The sequence below is a fragment of the Methylobacterium dankookense genome, assembly GCF_902141855.1.
Classification (GTDB): Bacteria; Pseudomonadota; Alphaproteobacteria; order Rhizobiales; family Beijerinckiaceae; genus Methylobacterium; species Methylobacterium dankookense.
Map to the genome: position 1 here is coordinate 1 of NZ_CABFVH010000032.1, position 21,522 is coordinate 21,522.

A 21,522-nucleotide genomic window follows, 5' to 3' on the forward strand; every position below is an offset into this window, starting at 1 on the left:
CGCAGCCGCAGAAGCCGTTGCCGCCGATGCGGTGGACCTCGTCCTTCACGTGGATGGCGATGTCGTCCCAGTAGGCGAATTCCTGGGTGATGCGGGCGTAGCTCTCGGGATCGTAGCGCTCGAAGATGTCGAGGGTGGCATCGGAGAACACCACGCCGAAGCCGAAGGTGTCGTCGGCGCGGTTACGCTCGTAGACGGTGATAGCCGCATCGGGGAAGCGCTTCTTGACGAGGATCGAGAGGTAGAGCCCTGCCGGCCCTGCGCCGACCACGGCGATCCGCAGCGGTGTCCGACGATCCACGCGTGACGTGCCGACCTCACCCATCGCACTCTCCCAGATTCCACACGGCGGCGCCCAGGCCCCGATATCCTTCAGACTTAAAGCATCTTGCGCGGGCGGGCAATATGCTTTAAGCCTAAATCAATCGGCGGGCACGGTGTCCGCTGGACGACCATGAGGGCTTCTCCGTGGATGTGATGTCCGAGTCCGGTTCCAGCGTCGATACGTTCGCTCGCGATCATCTGCCCCCGCGCGAGACGTGGCCCGATCTGATCTTCGCACTGCCGGAACTGCTCTATCCACGCCGCCTGAACTGCGTGACGCAGTTCGTAGACCGCTGGGTCGCCGAGGGGCGCGGCCACGCCCTGTGCCTGATCGGTGAACACGAATCGCTGACCTACCGGCAACTGTTCGAGCGGGTGAACCGCATCGCCAACGTCCTGGTGAACCGTCTCGGGCTGCGTCCCGGCAACCGAGTGCTCCTGCGTTCAGGCAACACGCCGATGATGGTTGCGACTTACCTCGCGGTGATCAAGGCGGGCGGCATCGTGGTCGCCACCATGCCGCTGCTGCGGGCCCGTGAGATCGCCTATCCGGTGAACAAGGCGCGCATCGCCATCGCGCTGTGCGATTATCGCCTCGCCGAAGAGATGGAAGCGGCACGCGCTCATGCGCCGGGGCTCGAGCGCGTTGTCTATTGGGGCGGGAGCGGCCCGGATTCGCTCGAAGCCCTGATGGCCGCCGAGAGCCCGGCCTTCACCGCCGCCGACACGGCCGCGGACGACGTCTGCCTCATCGCCTTCACCTCGGGCACGACCGGCGAGCCCAAGGGGGCGATGCATTTCCACCGCGACATGCTGGCGATCTGCGACACCTATGCCCGCCACGTGGTGCGCGCCGGGCCGGACGACCGCTTCATCGGCTCGGCCCCCTTCGCCTTCACCTTTGGCCTCGCCATCATCCTGTTCCCGATGCGGGTGGGCGGCTCGGCGGTGGTGCTGGAGAAGGCCGGTCCCGATGAACTCGCGCAGGCGATCGGGCGTGAGCGGGCCACCGTCTGCTTCACCGCGCCGACGGCCTACCGGTCGATGCTGACCAAGCTCGCGACCTCCGATCTGTCCTCGCTGCGCCGCTGCATCTCGGCGGGCGAGGCGCTGAACCGGGTAACGTTCGACGCCTGGAAGGCGGCGACCGGCCTCACGCTGCTCGACGGCATCGGCGGCACCGAGATGCTGCACATCTATCTCGCTTCGCCCGAGGGCGAAGTGCGCCCCGGCGCGACGGGGCGCCCGGTGCCGGGCTACGAGGCGCGCGTGGTGGACGAGCAGGGGCAGGAGGTTCCGCCCGGTACCGTCGGGCGGCTGGCCGTACGCGGGCCCACCGGCTGCCGCTATCTCGCCGACCCGCGCCAGGGCACCTACGTCGTCGATGGCTGGAACTATCCCGGCGACAGCTATCTCATGGATGAGGACGGCTATTTCTGGTATCAGGCCCGCTGCGACGACATGATCGTCTCTTCCGGCTACAACATCTCCGGGCCGGAAGTAGAGGCAGCGCTCCTGCGCCATCCGGACGTACTCGAATGCGGCGTCGTCGCCGCGCCAGACCCCGAGCGCGGCATGGTCGTCAAGGCCTATGTCGTGGCCGCTCCGGCAGCGAAGGCAGATCCGACCTTCGCCAAGGCGCTCCAAGATTTCGTCAAGGCTGAGATCGCGCCCTACAAGTATCCCCGCGCCATCGAGTTCGTCGCAAGCTTGCCGAAGACCGCATCCGGCAAGATCCAGCGGTTCGAACTGCGGCGCCGCGCGGCCGAGGCTGCGGCCATCCCCACACCGGAGAGCCGCAAGGTGCCCGCGTGACCGCCGCCCCCCAGACCGGGACAGGGGAGCGGGCGGCGCATGAAGGCCTCTTCGCCGCCGCCTTGCGCGTTCGCTTCTCGCATTGCGATCCGGCCGGGATCGTCTACTTCCCGCGCTGGTTCGACCTGATGAACGGCGCGGTCGAGGACTGGTTCGGCGAGGCGCTCGGCCTCGACTACCGGGGCTTCCACCAGCAGCGCGGGATCGGCCTCGGTTATGCCCACGCGCAGGCCGATTTCGTCCGTCCGGGCTTCTGGGGTGACGATCTCGACGTGTTCGTGCAGATCGCCCGGATCGGCGGATCCTCCCTCGCCCTCGTCCTGACGGCGTTTCGCGGCGAGGAGATCGTCTTCGCTGCCCGCCTCGTGATCGTCACCACCTCGCTCGCCGAACGCCGTGCGATTCCCCTTCCCGACGACCTCCGCGCGGCCGCCGAACGCTACCGCGACACGCATCCTGACAACCGAGCCTTGGGAGACAATCCGTGAGCACGATGATCGATACCGCGAAGGGTAGCGCAGCCGTCCTGCAGCCCGCCGGCTGGCCGACGCCACGGGGCTACGCGAACGGCATGGCCGCCTCCGGCCGTGTTGTCGTCACCGGCGGCGTGGTGGGTTGGGACGAGGCGGAGCGCTTCCCCGAGGGCTTCGTCGCCCAGGTGCAGCAGGCGCTTCGGAACATCCGCGCCATCCTCGCCGAGGGGGGCGCCGAGCCGCGCCATCTCGTACGGCTCACTTGGTACGTCACCGACATGGACGCCTATCTCGAAGCCCGCCGAGATCTCGGTGGCGTCTACCGCGACGTCTTCGGCCAGCACTTTCCCGCCATGGCGCTCGTTCAGGTCGTCCGCCTGGTCGAAGCCCAGGCTCTGGTCGAAATCGAAGCGACGGCGGTCGTGCCGGAGGCAGGCGCGTACCAAAAATGAGTGGGTCGCAGAACGGTTCTCGTGAAACCCGACCAACTGCGGTCGCGTGTTTTGGAGCTGATGCCGAGCTTTTGCAGGGTGGCGCGCACCGGCAGGTAGGACAATCCGCGGACCGGCGCCTGACAGGGTCCGGCGGTGATCCGCCCAGATCGAAGTGGTCCGCCCGACAGACCACCCCGATGTCGCTTCCAAAGCGGAACCCTCTGCAGCCTCGACCGCAAAGCCGACTTGTTCGCAACGGGGACCGAAGCCGCTACGCAGCGTGCCCGATGCTGTCTCCGCCGGTGATCGGTGCGCCTGCACCGTGGTGCTTGAGCGGGCGGTTGCCGGAGAGGCGGCGCAGCAGCACGTAGAAGACCGGCGTCAGGAACAGGCCGAAGGCGGTCACGCCGATCATGCCGGAGAAGACCGCGACGCCCATGGCGCTGCGCATCTCCGAGCCGGCCCCGGTCGCGGTGACCAGCGGCAGCACGCCCATGATGAAGGCCATCGAGGTCATCAGGATCGGGCGCAGGCGCAGTCGGCTGGCCTCGATGGCGGCCTGGATCGGGCTGCGGCCGGCAAATTCCAGCTCGCGGGCGAATTCCACGATCAGGATGGCGTTCTTGGCCGAGAGGCCGACCAGCACGATCAGGCCGATCTGCGTGAAGACGTTGTTGTCGCCCGCCGAGAGCCAGACCCCGAACATGGCAGCCAGCAGGCCCATCGGCACGATCAGCAGGATGGCGAGGGGCAGGGCGAGGCTCTCGTACTGTGCGGCGAGCACGAGGAAGACCAGTAGCAGCGCCAGCGGGAAGACCCAGACACCGGAATTGCCGGCGATGAACTCCTGATAGGTCAGGTCGGTCCACTCGAAGGCGAAGCCGCGCGGCAGGGTCTCGGCGGCGATGCGCGCCGCGGCCGCTTGGGCCTGGCCCGAGGAATAGCCGGGGGCTGCGCCCGCGTTGATGTCGGCGGAGAGGAAGCCGTTGTAGCGCATGGCCCGTTCCGGTCCCGCGGTCTGGCGGACGTGCAGCAGGGCCGAGAGCGGCACCATCTCGCCCGATCCGGCCCGGACCTTCAGCAGCCCGACATCGTCCTGGCGGGCGCGAAAGGGCGCGTCGGCCTGGACGCGGACCGAGTAGGTGCGGCCGAACTTGTTGAAGTCGTTGACGTAGAGCGATCCGAGATAGATCTGCAGCGTGTCGAACACGTCGGTGACCGGAATGCGGAGCTGGCGCGCCTTGGTCCGGTCGATATCGGCGAAGAGCTGCGGCACGTTCATCTGGAAGCTCGAGAACAGGCCGACCAGTTCCGGCGCCTGCGCGGCCTTGGCCATGAACGCCTTGGTCGCCTCGTTCAGCGCCTCGTAGCCGAGGCCGGCGCGATCCTCGATCTGGAGCTTGAAGCCGCCGATGGTGCCCAGGCCGTTGACCGGCGGGGGCGGGAACATCGCGATGAAGGCCTCCGGAATCGCGGCGTACTTCTTGTTGAGCGATTGCGCGATGGCCGCGCCGGTGAGCGACGGATCCTTGCGCTCCGCGAAGGGCTTGAGCGTCGAGAACACGATTCCCGAATTCGACGAGTTGGTGAAGCCGTTGATCGACAGCCCCGGGAAGGCGACGGCGCTCTCGACGCCGGGCTCCTTCAGGGCGATCTCGCTCATCGTGCGGATCACCGCCTCGGTCCGGTCGAGGGTGGCGCCGTCGGGCAGTTGCGCGAAGCCGACGAGGTACTGCTTGTCCTGGCCCGGCACGAAGCCGCCGGGGATCTGGCGGAACAGCACCACGGTCACGCCGACGAGGACGAGGTAGACGACCATCATCGTTGCCTTCCGCGAGACGACGAAGCCGACGCCGTGCCCGTAGCCGTCGGAGGCGCGCCCGAAGGCGCGGTTGAAGCGGCGGAAGAACCAGCCGAGCAGGGTGTCGAGCACGCGGGTCAGCCGGTCCTTCGGGGCGTGATGATCCTTGAGCAGGAGCGCCGAGAGGGCCGGCGACAGGGTCAGGGAGTTGATCGCCGAGATCACCGTCGAGATCGCGATGGTCAGGGCGAACTGCTTGTAGAACTGGCCGGTCAGGCCGCTGATGAAGGCGAGCGGCACGAACACGGCGACGAGGACGAGCGCGATGGCGATGATCGGTCCCGAGACCTCGCGCATGGCCTGGTAGCTCGCCTCGCGCGGCGACAGGCCCGCCTCGATGTTGCGCTCGACATTCTCGACCACGACGATGGCGTCGTCGACGACGATGCCGATGGCGAGCACGAGCCCGAACAGGCTCAGCGCGTTGATCGAGAAGCCGAAGGCATGCATCACCGCGAAGGTGCCGACGATGGAGACCGGCACGGCGAGCAGCGGGATGATCGAGGCCCGCCAGGTCTGCAGGAACAGGATCACCACGAGGACGACGAGGGCGATCGCCTCCAGCAGCGTGTGGATCACCGCCTCGATCGAGGCGCGCACGAACTGCGTCGGGTCGTAGACGATCTGGTAGTCGACCCCTTCCGGCATGTTCTTCTTGATCTCGGCCATGGTCCGGCGGACCTCGTCCGAGATCTGGATCGCGTTGGAGCCCGGCGATTGCGAGATCGGGATCGCCACCGCCGACTTGTTGTCGAGGAGCGAGCGGAGCGCATAGTCAGAGGCGCCGAGCTCGATCCGGGCGATGTCGCGCAGCCGCGTGATCTCGCCCTCCGGCCCGGTCTTCACGACGATGTCGCCGAACTGCTCCTCGCTGGTGAGGCGCCCCTCCGCGTTGAGGGAGAGTTGCAGGTCGAGGCCGGGCACGGCAGGCGAGGCGCCGATGACGCCGGCTGCCGCCTCCACGTTCTGCGCCTGGATCTCGCGCACCACGTCGCCCGCCGACAGGCCGTGCTCGGCGACCCGCTGCGGGTCGAGCCAGATCCGCATCGCGTAGTCGCCGGAGCCGAACAGCTGCACCTGCCCGACGCCGTCGAGGCGGGCGAGGCGGTCCTTGATGTTCAGCACCGCGTAGTTGCGGAGATACGTCATGTCGTAGCGCCCGTTGGGCGAGACGAGATGCACGACCATGGTGAGATCGGGCGAGGACTTCACCGTGACGATGCCGAGCTGGCGCACGATGGCCGGCAGGCGCGGCTCGGCCTGCGAGACGCGGTTCTGGACGAGCTGCTGCGCCTTGTCCGGGTCGGTGCCGAGCCGGAAGGTGACGGTCAGCGTCATGATGCCGTCCGTCGTGGCCTGGCTCGACATGTAGAGCATGCCCTCGACGCCGTTGATCTGCTCCTCGATCGGCGTCGCCACCGTCTCGACGATGACCTTCGGGTTGGCGCCCGGGAAGGTCGCGCGCACCACCACCGAGGGGGGCACCACGTCCGGATACTCGGAGATCGGCATCGCGAAGAGCGAGATGAGGCCGCCGATGAAGATGAGCACCGAGAGCACGCCCGCGAAGATCGGACGGTCGATGAAGAACTTGGAGAGGTTCATGTCGCCCTCCGGGGGCGGGGATCGGGCGCAAGAGGGCCGGGCGGCCGCCGGGGGGCGGTCGCGGGTCTTGTCCCGGAAGCGGAGGTGGCGGTGAGGCGGGGGGTCAGCGCTCGGCGAGCTGGCGCGTCCCGGGGGCCGTCGGCGCGCGGACGCCCATCGCCACCGGCTCGGGGCGCAGGAGGCTCCCGGGGCGGATGCGCTGCAATCCGTTGACGACGATGCGCTCCCCGGCGGAGAGGCCCGAGGTCACGACGCGCAGGCCCTCGACCGCACGGCCGAGGGTGACGGCACGGAACGCGGCGCGGTCATCCGCCCCGACCACGAGCACGAACCTCTTGTCCTGATCGGTGCCGACCGCCCGCTCGTCGACGAGGAGCAGCCGCTCGGGCACGGACTGGCCGAGCCGCATCCGCGCGAACTGGCCGGGGATGAGGTGGCCGTCCCCGTTGGCGAAGGTGGCGCGCACCCGGACCGTGCCGCTGCGCGCATCGACCTTGTTGTCGATGAATTGCAGATGCCCGCGAGCCCGCGTCCCCTCCGCCGTCTCCATCTCGACCGGGATGCGGTCGAGCTTGCCGCGCCCGCCCGCGGGTTCGGCGATCGCGGAGAGCGCCTTCAGGACGACGGCCTCGTCCGCGTCGAAGCTCGCATAGACCGGATCCACCGAGACGAGGGTGGTGAGCACCGCGGCCCCCGCTCCCGTGGCCACGAGGTTGCCCGGCGTGATCTCGCGGCGCCCGACACGCCCGCCCACCGCGGCCCGGACCTGGGTGTAGCTCAGGTTCAGGCGTGCGGCCTCCAGCGCCGCCTTGGCCGCGTCGAGGCTCGCCTTCGCCTCCTTGAAGGCGTTGGCGCGCACGTCGAGGTCGCGCGCCGTGACGATCTGCTGGTCTGAGAGCCTGCGCCCGCGCTCCAGATCGCTCGCGGTCAGGGCGACGCGCGCCTCGGCACCGGCCTGCTGGGCCTCCAGGCGCTGGACCTCCGCCGCATAGGGCGCCGGATCGATGGTCACGAGGAGGTCGCCGGCCTTGACCAGTTCGCCCTCGACGAAGTGCGTGGCCTGGATTGCGCCGCCGACGCGGGCCCGCACGTCGATGCGGTCGACGGCTTCGAGCCGGCCCGAGAACGCGTCCCAGAGGATCACGTCACGCGGCTCGACGGTGGCGACCGAGGCCGGCGCGGCCTGCTCGGGCTGCGGCGTCGCGGCGACCGCCGCGTTCCCTTCGAAGAGCGTCGCCGGGAGGAAGGGATAGGCGACCCCCGCCAGCAGGGTGAGGACGAGGCCGATCCCGGCGCTGCGCCGGACCAGGAATTGGCCTAGGGAAGTGTCGCGACGAGGATCCACGGCCGGCTCTGACATATGTATGGTTCGCTACACATGTCGGCATGGACGCGGCGCGTCAAGAGACTTATCTACCACTCGATACAAAAGTTGGAGCCCGCGGACAATGGCAATGGGGCGGCCCCGGTCCTTTGACACGGACACGGCCCTCGACGAGGCGATGGAGGTGTTCTGGCGCCACGGCTATGACGGCGCGAGCCTCGCCATGCTGACCAAGGCGATGGGCATCAAGCCGCCGAGCCTCTACGCGGCCTTCGGCAGCAAGGAGGGACTGCTCAAGGCGGCCCTCGACCGCTACGCGCAACGCCGCTCCGAGCACATGCGCTACGTGCTGGCGGGGGCGAGCGCGCGCGAGGTGGCCGAGCGCTTCCTGAGCAGCATCGCCGAGAGCCACACGGATCCGGCCAATCCGCCCGGCTGCCTGCTGGTCCAGGGCGGCCTCGCCTGCGGCGAGGGCTCCGAGAACATCCCGTTCGAGCTGGCGTCGCGGCGCGCGCTGACCGAGACCGAGCTGCGCGAGCGCTTCGTTCAGGCGAAGCGGGACGGCGACCTTGCGGATGCCGCCGATCCGGCGGCGCTCGCGCGGTTCCTCTCGACGGTCGCCTCGGGCATGGGCGTCCTCGCCTCGTCCGGAGCCGACCGGGACGCCTTGCGGGAGGTCGCGCGTGTCTCCCTCAGCGCGTTTCCGGGCCAGGACGAGACGCGGACCGCGGCTCCCTGAGGATGTGATCGACCCTGCACCAGCTTCGAGCTTGGACCACCGCATGCGGGCCGATCCGTCGACCGGCGGCGGCTTCGCGGCGTTCGCGTGATCGAGCGCTTCCCTTGGATTTCGATTGGTTTGTTCCACCCGGCCATGGCGCGCGGCGCATTGTTACGCCACCCGTGTCGCCGAAACGGCCTGGTTGCGCGTAAGTCTTTGATACCGCTTGCTGCTCAGGAGATTGGCTGGGGCGCCAGGATTCGAACCTGGGAATGGCGGTACCAAAAACCGCTGCCTTACCACTTGGCGACGCCCCACCGGGAGCCGGGGCTGTCTAGCCGTGGATCCGGCCCCTGGCAACAGCTATGAGCGCGGGAACGAGTATCGGAGGAGGTCGGGATGGCGGGGCGGGTCGCGATGGTGACGGGGGCGGGCTCCGGGATCGGGCGCGCCGTGGCGCTCGGCCTCGCCGCGGCGGGCTACGGTGTCGTGCTCGCCGGGCGGCGCCGCGACGCGCTGGAGGCGGTCGCCGCCGAGGCCGGGGCCTCGGCGCTTGCCGTCCCGACGGACGTGACCGTGGAGAGCGAGGTCGAGGCCCTGTTCGCGGCCGCCATCGAGCGGTTCGGACGCCTCGACGTGCTGTTCAACAATGCCGGCATCTTCCCGCGCGCCGCGCCGATCGATGTCATCACGCTCGCGGATTGGCGCGCGAGCGTCGAGGTCAACCTCACCGGGGTCTTCCTCTGCACCCGGGCCGCCTTCCGCCAGATGAAGGCGCAGGATCCGCGCGGCGGGCGCATCATCAACAACGGCTCGATCTCGGCGCAGGTGCCGCGCCCGCACTCGGCGCCCTACGCCGCCACCAAGCACGCCCTCACCGGCCTGACCAAGGCCACCGCCCTCGACGGGCGCGCCCACGACATCGCCTGCGGGCAGATCGACATCGGCAACGCGGCGACCGAGATGACGCATGATTTCGCCAAGGGCATGCTCCAGGCGGACGGCTCGCTCAGGCCCGAGCCGATGATGGAGGCGCGCCACGTGGCCGAGGCCGTGGTCTACATGGCCGGGCTCCCGCTCTCGGCCAACGTGCCCTTCCTCACCATCGCGGCGACGGCGATGCCCTTCCTCGGGCGCGGCTGAGGCGCCAGGCCTTTTGCGATTCCGGGCCGATCGGCTTACATGCGGGCGATCGCCGGCCCGCGCTCCGGCCCTCGCGTTCCCGCAGCCACCGAACCGACCGAGCCGCGCGCCCGCGCGCTCCCCGAGCCCGCCATGCTGATGCAGACCCAGACCCCGTCCGATGCTGCGAAGGCGGATCCTGTCGCCCGGCGGCGGACCTTCGCGATCATCTCCCACCCGGATGCCGGCAAGACCACGCTCACGGAGAAGCTGCTCCTGTTCGGCGGCGCCATCCAGCTCGCGGGCGAGGTCAAGGCCAAGCGCAACCGCGTCTCGACGCGCTCGGACTGGATGGGCATCGAGAAGGAGCGCGGCATCTCGGTCGTCACCTCGGTGATGACGTTCGAGTACGGCGACTGCGTCTTCAACCTGCTCGACACGCCGGGCCACGAGGACTTCTCGGAGGACACCTACCGCACGCTGACCGCGGTCGACTCGGCCGTCATGGTGATCGACGCGGCCAAGGGCATCGAGGCGCGCACGCGCAAGCTCTTCGAGGTCTGCCGCCTGCGCGACATCCCGATCGTCACCTTCGTGAACAAGCTCGACCGCGAGGCGCGCGACCCGTTCGAGACGCTGGACGAGATCGAGAAGACGCTCGCCCTCGACGTCGCCCCGGTGACCTGGCCGATCGGGCTCGGGCGCAACTTCGCCGGCACCTACGAGCTCGGCGGCAACCGCGTGCGCCGGCTCGACGCCGCGGACGATGCCGGCACCATCGCCGTCTCGGGCCCCGCCGACCCGCTCTTCGACAGCCTGCTCACCGAGAACGGCGCGGCCGATGCCTGGCGCGAGGAGGTCGAGCTGGCCGAGGGCGGCCTCAAGACCTTCGACCTCACGGCCTTCCGCGAGGGGCACCTGACCCCGGTCTTCTTCGGCTCGGCCCTGCGGAATTTCGGCGTGCGCGACCTCATCGACGGGCTCGCCCGCTTCGCGCCCCCGCCCCGCGGCCAGGAGGCCGACAAGCGCGCCGTGGAGCCGACCGAGCCGAAGATGACCGGCTTCGTCTTCAAGATCCAGGCGAACATGGACCCGAACCACCGGGACCGCATCGCCTTCATGCGCGTCTGCTCGGGGCAATTGCGGCGGGGCATGAAGGCCAAGCTCGTGCGCACCGGCAAGCCGATGTCGCTCTCGGCGCCGCAATTCTTCTTCGCCCAGGACCGCGCCATCGCCGACGAGGCCTTCGCCGGCGACGTGGTCGGGATCCCGAACCACGGCACGCTGCGCATCGGCGACACGCTCACCGAGGGCGAGGACCTGCGCTTCCGCGGCGTTCCGAGCTTCGCCCCCGAGATCCTGCGCCGGATCAAGCTCACCGACGCGATGAAGGCCAAGAAGCTCCGCGAGGCGCTCCAGCAGATGGGCGAGGAGGGCGTGGTGCAGGTCTTCGTGCCGCAGGACGGCTCCCAGGCCATCGTCGGCGTGGTCGGCGCGCTGCAGCTCGACGTGCTCAAGGAGCGGCTCGCCGCCGAGTACGGCCTGCCGATCGACTACGAGACCTCGCGCTTCTCGGTCTGCCGCTGGGTCGCGTCGGATTCGGAAGGAGAGCTCGACAAGTTCGTCGACAGCCACGGCTCCAGCATGGCGCGCGACCTCGACGGCGCCCCGGTCTTCATGGCCAGCACCGCCTTCTCGCTGCGCTACGAGGAGGAGCGCTACCCGGCGGTGCGCTTCACAGACATCAAGGACTACCAGAAGCGCGCGGCCTGACCCCGCCGCGCCTCAGAACTTGCCGAGCATCGGGAAGTCGGTGCTCAGGCTCGATTCGGCGGCGACCGGCGCCTCGCGCTTGCGCGGCTTCGAGTTCAGCACCTGCTTCAGCTTGGTCTTCAGCACCGCCATGTCGAACGGCTTCAGGATGAAGGCGTCGGCGCCCGCCTGGTGCGCCACGTTGATGTCCTCGAAGTCGAACGACGCCTCGGTGAGGATGAAGGGCGTGTTCATCAGGCCGTCGTCGGCGCGGATCTCGCGCAGCAGCGCGATCCCGTCCATCGGCTCCATGTCGAGGTCGCTGATGACCAGGGCGTAGCGGCGCTCGCGCAGGCGCTCCATGGCCTCGGGCCCGCTCGTCGCGCCGTCGACCTCCGGAAACCCGATGCGGTTCATGAGCATGATGACGAGGCGCAGGAGCTTTTCCTGGTCATCGACAACGAGGATCGGAGGGGTATCGCTCATAGGTCAATCGCCGTATCGGACCGGGCGGAAGGGGCAGGCCGCGCAAGCATGAGGCGCTAATCGTGGATGCCCGGTTTCCATGCACAGACTCTAGATGAACAGGTGGTCGATGCCCTGCTTGGACATCGCCTCGGACTGAAGCGCCACCGCGAGGGCGTGGATCGCGCTCGCCTTCGGGGTGCCGCGCTGGAGCATCGGCAGCAGGTTGGCCTTGGCGAACTGCGCCTCGCTCGCCGGCCCGCGCACGACGTTCTTGAAGGAGTTCACGAACTCGCGCTTCGTGATCTCGCGCCACTCGCAGATCTGCACGTCGCGGTGGCGCTGGTCCTCGGCGATGCGGTTGAAGGTCTCGTGCACGGAAGTGCGCTCGCCCTCGATGACCTGAGCGGCGAAATTCTGGTCGACGAGCAGGAAGCTCGTGATCACCGAGAACTCGTTCTTCTTCTGCGCCTGGCGCGTGATGTCGGCGATCTGGCCGACGCGCAGCTGCGGGTCCGACGACAGGTTCAGCCGCGAGAAGTAGATCAGGTGGACGAGGCTCGTCCGCTTGGCGCGCATGACGGGGATCCTGGCGGGTATCCTGGGTGCCCGCGCCGACCCTAGGACGGGCGGCGATAACGGCGCGTAAACGGGCACGGCACTCGGCACTATCTGCCGGGGGGCGGGGGAGAGATGGGGCGATTCCTGCCGGCCCCGCCCTACGGCATCCAACGATTCCAAGGGCTTGGCGCTGGCATGGCCGTTGCGCCGAGGCCGTGGCGACCGCCGGCGCGGTGCGCTCACGGGAATGGGCCCTCATGGACATCTTTTCGGCGCTGCAGACGGCGGTCTCCGGTCTGAAGGCGCAATCCTACGCGATCAGCAACATCTCGGGGAACATCGCGAACTCGCAGACCACCGGGTTCAAGCGGATCGACACGAGCTTCGAGGACCTGATCGCCGAGCAGTCGCGCACCCGCGAGGTGGCCGGCACCGTGCTCGCCCAGTCGCAGCTCACCAACACGCTCCAGGGCAACATCACGGCGACCAACGTGGCGACCAACATGGCGCTGCGCGGCGACGGCTTCTTCGTGGTGCAGCAGCGGACCGGCGACGCCAACAGCCAGGCGACCTTCACGGGCCAGAACCTCTACACGCGGCGCGGCGACTTCACCCTCGACAAGAGCGGCTACCTCGTGAACGGCGCCGGCAGCTACCTGCAGGGCCAGAACATCGATCCCGCCACGGGGCAGGTCGGCGCCACGGGCCCGATCCAGATCACCGACACGACGCTGGCGGCCAAGAAGTCCTCGATCATCACCTACGGCGCGAACCTGCCGGCGACGCCCAAGACCACCGCCTCGGCAAGCTCCACCTCGGCCCTCTACGCCCCGGCCGACACCTCCGCGCTCGTGACCGCCACCGACGGCTCCAGCACCACCGGCAAGATGGTGACGGCGGCCAATGCCGGCGACTTCATCAACAGCAGCATCGCCGGCCCGACCCTGACCCTCTACACCGACAACGGCGCGCCGGTGACGCTGACCACGCGCTGGGCCAAGATCCAGGACGCCACCGCGGCGACGCCGGCGGTGTGGAACATGTTCTACGCCTCGGACACCACGGTCGCGAACGACAAGACCAACTGGATCAATGCCGGCACGGGCGTGACCTTCGATTCCGCGGGCCAGCTCCTCCAGCCCTCGGGCGGCAACCTGCCGCTCACGAACCTGACCGTGAACGGCACCAATCTCGGCACCGTGAAGCTCGCCTTCGACAAGACCACGCTGACGCAATACGCCTCGACCGCCGGCGCCGCGACCACCAACGCCCTGAGCCAGGACGGCTTCTCCGCCGGCACGCTCAGCGACATCGCCGTCTCGGAGACCGGGCAGATCCTCGGCACCTTCTCCAACGGCTCGGTCAAGGCGCTCGCCAATGTCGGCATCGCGCGCTTCGCCAATCCCGACGGGCTGAAGGTCGAGTCCGGCGGCAACTTCGCGCAGACCGCGGATTCGGGCGATCCGCTCGCCGGCCTCGGCGGCTCGACGGTGGTGGGCAGCAATGTCGAGCAGTCGAATACCGACATTGCCAATGAGTTCTCTAAGATGATCGTAACCCAGCAGGCGTACTCTGCGAACACGCGGGTCATGTCGACCGCGCAGCAGATGATGTCCGACCTGCTCAACGTCATCCGCTGATGCCGCCGCGGGTCCGGAGGGCTCCGCCGGGCGCGCGGTCGCAGCGTGAGGGGCTGGAGGCGGCAGGATGACCCTGAGCGCATTGTCCACGGCGACGGCGGGCCTCAAGGCCACGCAGGCGGCGATCGGGATCGTCTCCCAGAACGTCGCCAATGCCGGCACCGCCGGCTACACCAAGCGCACGCTCACCGCGGTCGCCGGGCTCGGCAACAGCTCGGTCGCCACCGGCACGGTCGCGCGCAGCTTCGACGCGGCCGCCCTGAAGCAGCTCCGCCTGGAGACGGCGGGCTCGGGCTACACCGCGACCCGCGCCGACGTCGCGGCGCAGATCGACCGGCTGTTCGGCACGCCGGGCAGCGCCACCGCCCTCGACGGGCTGGTGAACGGCTTCACGCTCTCCCTGCAGACGCTGGCCGCGAATCCCACCATCTCGGCGGCGCGCAGCGGCGTCATCGACGCCGCCTCCGCGCTCGCCTCCGGCATCAACACCATGGCGAGCGGCGTGCAGGACCTGCGCACCGGCATCGAGGCCCAGCTCGCCACCGACACCCGCTCGGCCTCGGCGCTTCTCAGCGGCATCGCGGGCCTCAACCTGAAGATCCAGGGCACCAGCGACGCGGCCGCCCGCGCCGACCTGGAGGACCAGCGCGACCAGCAGATCACGCAGCTCTCCGCCTACATGGACGTGCAGACGGTGGCCCAGCGCGACGGCACCGTCACGCTGATGACCGGCACCGGCGTGACCCTGGTCGACCGCGGCAACGCCGCCACGCTCACCTTCGACGCCCGCTCCAGCCTCGGCCCCAACTCGGCCTACAGCACCGATTCCGCAGCCCGGAGCGTCGGCACCATCACCGCCACCATGCCGGGCAGCGGCTCGATCGACCTCGGCGCGCCGGGCGTGCTGCGCTCCGGCAGCATGGCGGCGCAGCTCGAATTGCGCGACAGCGTGCTGCCCCAGGTCCAGCGCCAGCTCGACGACCTCGCCTCGGGCCTCGCCAGCGCGATGACCGACAAGACCGTGACCGGCACCGTGAGCGGCACGGCGGCGACGATCGACCTCTCGGGCATCCAGGCCGGCAACAGCCTGACCCTGCCGGTGACCATGCCGGACGGCTCGATGCGCAACGTCGTGCTCGTCGCCTCGAGCAAGACGAGCGCCGCGGTCGATCCACGGCTCACCGACGACGCGACCGCCTTCGCCCAGACCTTCGACATCTCGGGCGGCCCGGCCACCTACGCCGCCAAGATCCAGGAGGCGCTCGACGCGGTCGCGAGCCGCGCGGCGGCGCAGGGCTATCCGGCATCGGGCATCCCGACCCTGACGGCGAGCGGCGGCTCCGCCTCGATCACCGTCGCCGGCTCGTCCGGCACCCGCGTGACCGGGGCCAGCGCGTCGATCACGCTTCCGGCCTCGGCGAGCGACCTCACCGGCGCCTATCCGCAGATCGCGCTCTTCGTGGACGGGTCCGGCAACAAGCTGGTCACCGGCTCGCTCGATGCGGGCGCGCAGGGCACCGGCCTCGCCCAGCGCCTCACCATCAACCCGGCCGTGACCGCCAAGACCTCGGTGCTCACCGCGAGCGGCGCGACGGGGACGGGCACGGACGGCGCGCGGGCGAACTTCATCTACGACGCGCTGACGAGCGCCCAGACGACCTTCTCGTCGTCGAGCGGCATCGGCGGCGTCTCCGCTCCCCATGTCACCTCCGTGGCCGCCTTCGCGCAGGACGTCATCGCCGCGCAAGGGGCGGCCGCCGACCAGGCCAAGAACCTCAACGACGGCCAGAGCGTCGCCCTCTCCACGGCCCAGAGCCGCTTCGCCACCAGCGCGGGCGTGAGCGTGGACGAGGAGATGGCGAACCTGATCTCGCTGCAGCAGGCCTACAGCGCCAATGCCCGGGTGCTGACCGCCGCCCGCGACATGCTCGACACCCTGCTGAGGCTCTGACCATGCACGAGTCCGCGCGGCGCCCGAGTGACGTCCGATCCTCCATCCCCAAGGGGCCGACCGTCTTCTCCGGGACGCGGCTCATGAGAGGGCCCCGGCCATGACCACGATCCGACCCTTCGCCGCGGGCAGCTACACCGCGACGCGCAACACGCAGCAGATCCTCGACGTGAAGTCCCAGCTCGACACGCTGACGACGCAGCTCGGCACCGGGCGTGCCGCCGAGACCTATGGCGGCCTCGGCGCCGCGCGTACGACGAGCCTCTCGGCGCGCGCGACGGTGAGCGCGCTCGCCGGCTACGACGCCGCGATCACCGCGGCGCAGACGCGGACCAACATCGCGGCCACCAGCCTCACGCAGGTCATCACCCTCGGCAACAGCCTGAGCGCCGACCTGCAGAACGGGCTGGTGCGCAACGCCAACGGCACGATCAGCAGCAGCACGCTCGCGGGCAACAGCCTCGCCGCGGTGATCGACGCCCTGAACCAGTCGGCGGCGGGCACCTACGTCTTCTCCGGCCGCAACGGCGAGACCGCGCCGGTGATCGGCTACGACCAGATGCTCGACGGCGATCCCGGCCTCGGCCTCGACGGCCTGAAGACCCTGGTCGCCCAGCAGCGGACGGCCGATCTCGGCACGGACGGGATGGGCCGGCTCGCCACCGCCCGTCCGACCACCACCTCGGTCAGCCTGACCGAGAATGCGAGCGCCGCGGTGCGCGCCAATTTCGGCTTCACCCTGCCCACCGCCCCGACCGTGACGGGGGGCGCCCTGACGGCGAGCTACACGCCGGCCGGCGCGGCCACGGCGACGGCCACCTTCGCGGCGGCGCCGACCGAGGGGCAGCGCTTCCGGGTCGTCGTCAACCAGCCGGACGGGACGCAGAAGACCATCGACTTCACCGCCCGGGCGAACCCCGCCTCGGGCGACGTGGACACATTCCCCGTGGTGGCCGACCCGGCCGCGGCCCAGTCCGCGCTGGCCACGCTGATCGCCCCCGGCACGCTGGCGAGCGTGCAGAGCGCGGCGCCCACCGACACGCCGCCCGGGCCCGGCCTCTCCTTGAGCTTCGCCGGCGGCAGCCCGGCCTCCCTCACGGTCGGGCTCGGCACGCCCCCGACCCAGCCGACCGTCGGCGACAGCATCACCATCAAGCTCGCGCTGCACGACGGCACCACCACCTCGATCACGCTCACCGCGCGGGCCTCCGCCGCATCGACCTCGGCCAGCGAGTTCGCGATCGACCCGACCGACCCCGCCAAGACCGCCGACAACCTCGCCAAGGCGCTCGGCAACGCGGTGGGGGCGGCCGCCGACACCACGCTCAGCGCCAGCGCCACCGTGCGGGCCTCGGAGGACTTCTTCGCGGGCTCGAGCAGCACGGGCCTGGCGCCCCGCCGCCTGACCTTCGATGCCGCCGGCAACGCCACGGGCTATGCGCAGACGCCGCAGGCCAAGACCGTGATCTGGTACCGGGGCGACGATGCCGGGACCGATCCGCGCAACACGGTCACCACCCGCATCGGCGCGAGCAACACGGTCGCGACCGGCGTGCGCGCCAACGAGGCCCCCTTGCGCGCGGTGCTCGCCGGCATGGCCGCCGCCGCGGTCGGCGCCACCGGCGGCACGGCCACCGCCGACGTGCGCTGGCAGGCGCTCGCCGACCGGGCCGGCAGCCTGCTCGGCGCCGTCAGCACGAGCCCGAGCGTGCAGGAGATCGCCACCGATTTCGGCTTGGCCTCCAGCAGCATGTCGAACGCCAAGAGCCTGAACGCCTCCACCCGCAACGCGCTTCAAGACACCATCGAGGGCGTCGAGGCGGCACCCATGGAAGAGGTGGCGGCCAAGCTGCTCGCGGTGCAGAACCGCCTGCAGGCGAGCTACCAGATCACCTCCACCCTCTCAAAACTAACCCTCGTCAACTATATGAGTTGAGTTCGGGCGAGTTCTTTACCCAATTCTTGCCGCTTTCGACGGTTCAGGATGCGCGCGCGTCGGCTCCCGGATGCCGATGCCGGGAGATCCGACCATGCAGCTCGCCCAGCCCATCCGGATGATCGGCCGCCTCGGGCTCGAGGGGCGGGCCGGCGCCATCGTCCAGGCGGAACAGGCCGTCGACACCTTCCTCGCCGCGTTCCCCGGCGACGAGCAGCCCCTCGCCCTCGACATCCTGCTGCGCGACGCCGCGCGCCTGCGCGACCGCGAGCCCGGCCTCGACGCATTCCTCACCGAGGTCGAGCACTATATCGACTTGCTGTTCCGGGACATGACGCGGGCCGAAGCGTGAACCCACTCGAATCCGGCCCGATCGCCTTGAAGCGGCGCGCCCTGCCGGGAGCGCTTCTCATCGTCCTGTCCTTCGTGCCTGCGGCTTCGGCGGCGGAGACGCCTGATCTCGACCTGCCCCGGCTCTCCGCCGATGCGGCGACCATCGCCGAGGCCGCCCCGCGCCGCCGGGCGACGGCCTCCGAGGCGAAGGCGCAGCCCTGTCCCGAGCAGGGGCCGGGCTTCGTGCGCATGCCCGGCAGCGCCACCTGCCTGCGCCTGTCCGGCCGTGCCGCCGGGGGCATCGCCGTGCGCTCCGGCCGCGACGGCACCGCTGCCCGGCCCGAGGCCGATGGCCGCTTCGCCCTCGACGCCCGCACCGACACCGATCTCGGGCCGCTGCGGACCTATGTCCGCGTGGGCACCGGGCGGCGCTGATCCGGTCTTGCCCGCGCGGCATGACGCGGGCCGCCTCCGCCAGGGACTGCCTATCCGTTGACCATGGGTTTCGTGGTGATATGGGGGCTCTCCGCGCGCCCTGTGGCAGCCTCCCGAACGATATGAGCCAGACCGAGCATCCGATCCCGACGGACAGGCAGATCGCTGACGCCCGGCCGCTCTTGGCGGCTGATGCGGCGGCTGGGACACGGGACGAGCGCTGAGACGCGATCGTGCGGGATACCCAAGCCAGCGACCCCGCGGCCGAGCCGCCGGATGAGGAGACCCCGACGCTCCGGCCGGGCAAGGCGACGCCGTTCGAGACGCTCGGCGCCTTCGCGCTCCTGGCGGCCTATACGGCGATATGCCTGCGGCTCTTCCCGAAGACCCCGAGCCAGGGCTACGTCGTCTACGAGGCGGCCTTCGCGCTCATCGCCTACCGCATCGGCCGCATCGCCGCGCTCTGGGCCGTCGGGCTGAGCGCCACGGCGGTCGCCTATTTCCTCCTTCGGGGGGAGGGGCTCGCCGTGTCGGAGCCGACCGAGGCCCTCGGCCTGCTCGCCTTCATCGCCGCCGGCCTCTGCATCGTCCTGACCGTCAGCACCCTGCGGACGCGCATGGCGATCGCCGACCGGCGCCTTGCCAGCCTCGACGCGCAGAACGACAACCTCGCCGCGCTCCTCAAGGAGATCTCCCATCGCATCGGCAACGACCTCGGCGCCCTGGTCTCCGTGGCCGAATTGCAGGCGGTCCAGGCCGAGCACGAGGAGAGCCGGCGCGCGTTGAGCAGCCTCGCCGACCGGATCCACGTGTTCGGCAGCGTCTACCGGCGGTTGCGGGCCACGTCCGGGCATTCAGGCAAGCTGGAGATGGGGGCCTTCCTGGCGGGGCTCTGCGACGAACTGCGCGCCGCCCATCTCGGGCTGCGAGCGGTCTCGCTGGAGACCGCCATCGCGCCCCATCGCCTCACGACGGATCAGGCCGTGCTGGTCGGGCTCGTCCTCAACGAGGCGGTCACCAACGCGGTGAAATACGCCTTTCCCGAGGATCGGGCCGGGAGCATCCGCGTCGCGTTCGGCAAGGACGCGGACGGATGGCTCGCCCTGACGGTGTCCGACGACGGCGACGGTCCGCGCGAGGGGGTGCCGGAGGGTGGCGGCCTCGGGCAGCGCGTGATGCGCGGCATGGCCTCCCAGCTCGGCGGGAGCTTCGCCCTCAGGCGCAAGGACGGCCTCACGCTCGCCTGCCTCCGGTTCCCCGATCGCGGCCCCGAGGCGCGGCGGCGGCATGTCTGAGCGCGGGCTGGACCGGGCCCGCTTCGCCAAGTGCCGCGCCATGATGGAGCGCGGGGCGACCGCCGGGGAGCGGGCGGCCGGCGAGGCGGCGGCGATCCGGGTCGCGGCGGCCGCCGGCTTGAGCCTCGGTGAGGCACTGCGCCTGGCAGACGCCGATGCCGCGCGCGCGGCGCCGTTCCGGGCGCGAACGGGCGGATCCGCCCGGGCTGCGCGGCGGCCCTATCCCTTCGAGCAACCGCCGCTGCGCACCGACCCGATCACCGTCGAGGAGATCCTGGTCCAGAAGGCGGCCAACCTCGCGCGCCTGAAGCGGAAGGCCGCCCGCGAGGAGAGGCGCCTGCGCGAGGTCTACGCCCAGCAGGATGCCGAGGGCGCATCCGTGCGGGAGGCGCAGGACGAGCGCGACCGGGCCTGGGCCGAGGGAAAGCGGTGAGAGCCGCCTATTCGGCGCGTTCGCTCCGCAGCATTCCCTTGCGGATCCTGATCTTCGCCAGGAAATCCGCGAGGACGCGCTTCGCCTGGGACGATTGCAGGTAGAACTTTCTGTATCGGTACATCTGGCTCAGATTGTCGGTCGGCTCGCCCGGTGCCGGCGTGTTCATCTGGCTCTCGTTCACGGCGAGCGCGTTTTCCGGAAAGTCGATCTGCAGGCATTGCGAGGCCTTCGCCCGCGCCGCCACGTAGAGCTCCCCCAGGGGTTGGTAGGATCGGAACGCGAGTGGTTCCTTCTGTGGCGCGGCGATGAAGCGGAGCATCATGCCGGCCGATTGATCCAGGTCCGCCTGGAGGCGCCTGAGATCGTCCCTGCAGGCGTCGAGCCTCATCATCGCGTAGGGAATCGCGGCTTGCCGGCGCAGATTCTCGACCGCTCCCGGTGATGGGGCGTCGGGCTCGCCCTTCGGTGCCTGCGTGTCCATCGATCCGATCGCGCCGGTGGCGAGCCCGAAGGTGATGGCCAGGATCGGCAGCCAGTACAACGCCGTCGCCGCCAGCAGGGACCATGCGAGCGCCGCGTCCAGGCCTCTCGGCATGGGCGTATGGCCCTGTACGGAGGCTTCGCCTGGCTGTGTTCGTGTCTCAGTGGGTGCTGGATGAAAGGCCCGGCGGATGCGGGTGATGGCCTGGATGACTGCAAGTGCCGCGACGACGTAGAGCGAGAACGCGATTGCGAAGAAGATGTAATAGTTCTGCGACACCGTGATACCCTCACGCCAAGGCGCTTCGACGGACGAGAACGAATATTGCGGATCGCGATGCTGTCTCCGCGGCTCCGATTTTTATTCTGAAATCCCGAAGACCGACAGGGGGGAGAAATTTCTACGCCACAGCGACGCCTGCGTAAACGGGACACGGCGTCCTCCTTGCAGCACCAATCCGCTTGCATGGCCACCGTGTCTGCGAGCACAGGTGGTATTTCCTCGGTGACGATGCAACCAATAGTGATATCGATCGATATTATGGTGCAATCGAAATGT

18 protein-coding genes, 1 tRNA gene and 1 pseudogene are annotated in these 21,522 nt (G+C 69.7%); 13 read left to right on the plus strand and 7 right to left on the minus strand.

Annotated features, from left to right (window positions below):
* Positions 1–325 (minus strand): annotated as a pseudogene (locus MTDSW087_RS20290) (bifunctional salicylyl-CoA 5-hydroxylase/oxidoreductase); the annotation flags it as partial.
* Positions 326–477: 152 nt separating this feature from the next.
* Between MTDSW087_RS20290 and MTDSW087_RS20295 the strand changes: the two are divergent.
* From MTDSW087_RS20295 to MTDSW087_RS20305, 3 genes are read left to right on the plus strand one after another with little or no spacing between them, the layout of a single operon-like run.
* Positions 478–2,139: a benzoate-CoA ligase family protein gene (locus MTDSW087_RS20295; protein ID WP_144766722.1), complete on the plus strand. Its 1,662-nt coding sequence runs from the start codon at positions 478–480 to the stop codon at positions 2,137–2,139.
* Positions 2,136–2,627, plus strand: coding sequence for an acyl-CoA thioesterase (locus tag MTDSW087_RS20300; protein ID WP_186383931.1), 492 nt, complete (start codon positions 2,136–2,138; stop codon positions 2,625–2,627). The genes MTDSW087_RS20295 and MTDSW087_RS20300 overlap by 4 nt, the downstream gene beginning before the upstream one ends.
* A gap of 5 nt (positions 2,628–2,632) precedes the next feature.
* On the plus strand, positions 2,633–3,064 hold the full coding sequence (locus tag MTDSW087_RS20305) for a RidA family protein (protein WP_144766769.1): 432 nt from the start codon (positions 2,633–2,635) through the stop codon (positions 3,062–3,064).
* 253 nt (positions 3,065–3,317) lie between these two features.
* On the opposite strand, the gene MTDSW087_RS20310 is transcribed toward MTDSW087_RS20305, so the two are convergent.
* Positions 3,318–6,512, minus strand: coding sequence for an efflux RND transporter permease subunit (locus MTDSW087_RS20310; protein ID WP_144766724.1), 3,195 nt, complete (start codon positions 6,510–6,512; stop codon positions 3,318–3,320).
* Between the two features lie 103 nt (positions 6,513–6,615).
* Positions 6,616–7,872, minus strand: a complete 1,257-nt coding sequence (locus MTDSW087_RS20315; protein ID WP_144766725.1) for an efflux RND transporter periplasmic adaptor subunit — start codon at positions 7,870–7,872, stop codon at positions 6,616–6,618.
* A gap of 88 nt (positions 7,873–7,960) precedes the next feature.
* Here MTDSW087_RS20315 and MTDSW087_RS20320 point away from each other — a divergent pair, with 88 nt between their 5' ends.
* Positions 7,961–8,575 carry a TetR/AcrR family transcriptional regulator gene (locus MTDSW087_RS20320; protein ID WP_144766726.1) on the plus strand — a complete coding sequence of 205 codons (615 nt, stop codon included), beginning with the start codon at positions 7,961–7,963 and terminating at the stop codon, positions 8,573–8,575.
* A 224-nt stretch (positions 8,576–8,799) separates the two neighbouring features.
* Here the strand turns inward: MTDSW087_RS20320 and MTDSW087_RS20325 are convergent.
* Positions 8,800–8,874: transfer RNA gene (locus MTDSW087_RS20325), tRNA-Gln, on the minus strand.
* Positions 8,875–8,956: 82 nt separating this feature from the next.
* On the opposite strand from MTDSW087_RS20325, the gene MTDSW087_RS20330 reads away from it, so the two are divergent.
* Complete coding sequence (locus MTDSW087_RS20330) at positions 8,957–9,700, plus strand: SDR family oxidoreductase (RefSeq protein ID WP_144766727.1); 744 nt, start codon at positions 8,957–8,959, stop codon at positions 9,698–9,700.
* A 132-nt stretch (positions 9,701–9,832) separates the two neighbouring features.
* On the plus strand, positions 9,833–11,452 hold the full coding sequence (locus tag MTDSW087_RS20335) for a peptide chain release factor 3 (protein WP_144766728.1): 1,620 nt from the start codon (positions 9,833–9,835) through the stop codon (positions 11,450–11,452).
* Positions 11,453–11,464: 12 nt separating this feature from the next.
* Here the strand turns inward: MTDSW087_RS20335 and MTDSW087_RS20340 are convergent, their stop codons facing one another.
* A complete protein-coding gene (locus MTDSW087_RS20340; protein ID WP_144766729.1) occupies positions 11,465–11,917 on the minus strand; it encodes a response regulator in 453 nt (150 codons plus the stop codon).
* Positions 11,918–12,007: 90 nt separating this feature from the next.
* Positions 12,008–12,475 (minus strand): BLUF domain-containing protein, encoded by a 468-nt coding sequence (locus tag MTDSW087_RS20345; protein ID WP_144766730.1) that lies wholly within the window; start codon positions 12,473–12,475, stop codon positions 12,008–12,010.
* A 239-nt stretch (positions 12,476–12,714) separates the two neighbouring features.
* Between MTDSW087_RS20345 and MTDSW087_RS20350 the strand changes: the two genes are divergently transcribed.
* The 7 genes from MTDSW087_RS20350 (at position 12,715) to MTDSW087_RS20380 (ending at position 20,480) form a co-directional block, all read left to right on the plus strand.
* Positions 12,715–14,097 carry a flagellar hook protein FlgE gene (locus MTDSW087_RS20350; protein ID WP_144766731.1) on the plus strand — a complete coding sequence of 461 codons (1,383 nt, stop codon included), beginning with the start codon at positions 12,715–12,717 and terminating at the stop codon, positions 14,095–14,097.
* Positions 14,098–14,164: 67 nt separating this feature from the next.
* A complete protein-coding gene (gene flgK, locus MTDSW087_RS20355) occupies positions 14,165–16,048 on the plus strand; it encodes a flagellar hook-associated protein FlgK (protein ID WP_144766732.1) in 1,884 nt (627 codons plus the stop codon).
* A gap of 100 nt (positions 16,049–16,148) precedes the next feature.
* Positions 16,149–17,984: a hypothetical protein gene (locus MTDSW087_RS20360; RefSeq protein ID WP_144766733.1), complete on the plus strand. Its 1,836-nt coding sequence runs from the start codon at positions 16,149–16,151 to the stop codon at positions 17,982–17,984.
* 94 nt (positions 17,985–18,078) lie between these two features.
* Positions 18,079–18,336 (plus strand): hypothetical protein, encoded by a 258-nt coding sequence (locus tag MTDSW087_RS20365; protein ID WP_144766734.1) that lies wholly within the window; start codon positions 18,079–18,081, stop codon positions 18,334–18,336.
* Positions 18,333–18,752 (plus strand): porin, encoded by a 420-nt coding sequence (locus MTDSW087_RS30320; RefSeq protein WP_186383932.1) that lies wholly within the window; start codon positions 18,333–18,335, stop codon positions 18,750–18,752. Before MTDSW087_RS20365 ends, MTDSW087_RS30320 begins: the two co-directional genes overlap by 4 nt.
* 233 nt (positions 18,753–18,985) lie before the next feature.
* Entirely contained in the window at positions 18,986–20,047 is a 1,062-nt protein-coding gene (locus MTDSW087_RS20375; RefSeq protein WP_144766735.1) for a sensor histidine kinase, read from the plus strand.
* Entirely contained in the window at positions 20,040–20,480 is a 441-nt protein-coding gene (locus MTDSW087_RS20380; protein WP_144766736.1) for a hypothetical protein, read from the plus strand. The genes MTDSW087_RS20375 and MTDSW087_RS20380 overlap by 8 nt, the downstream gene beginning before the upstream one ends.
* Before the next feature lie 7 nt (positions 20,481–20,487).
* Here MTDSW087_RS20380 and MTDSW087_RS20385 read toward each other — a convergent pair whose 3' ends face one another.
* A complete protein-coding gene (locus tag MTDSW087_RS20385; RefSeq protein WP_144766737.1) occupies positions 20,488–21,243 on the minus strand; it encodes a hypothetical protein in 756 nt (251 codons plus the stop codon).
* Positions 21,244–21,522 lie beyond the last annotated feature (279 nt).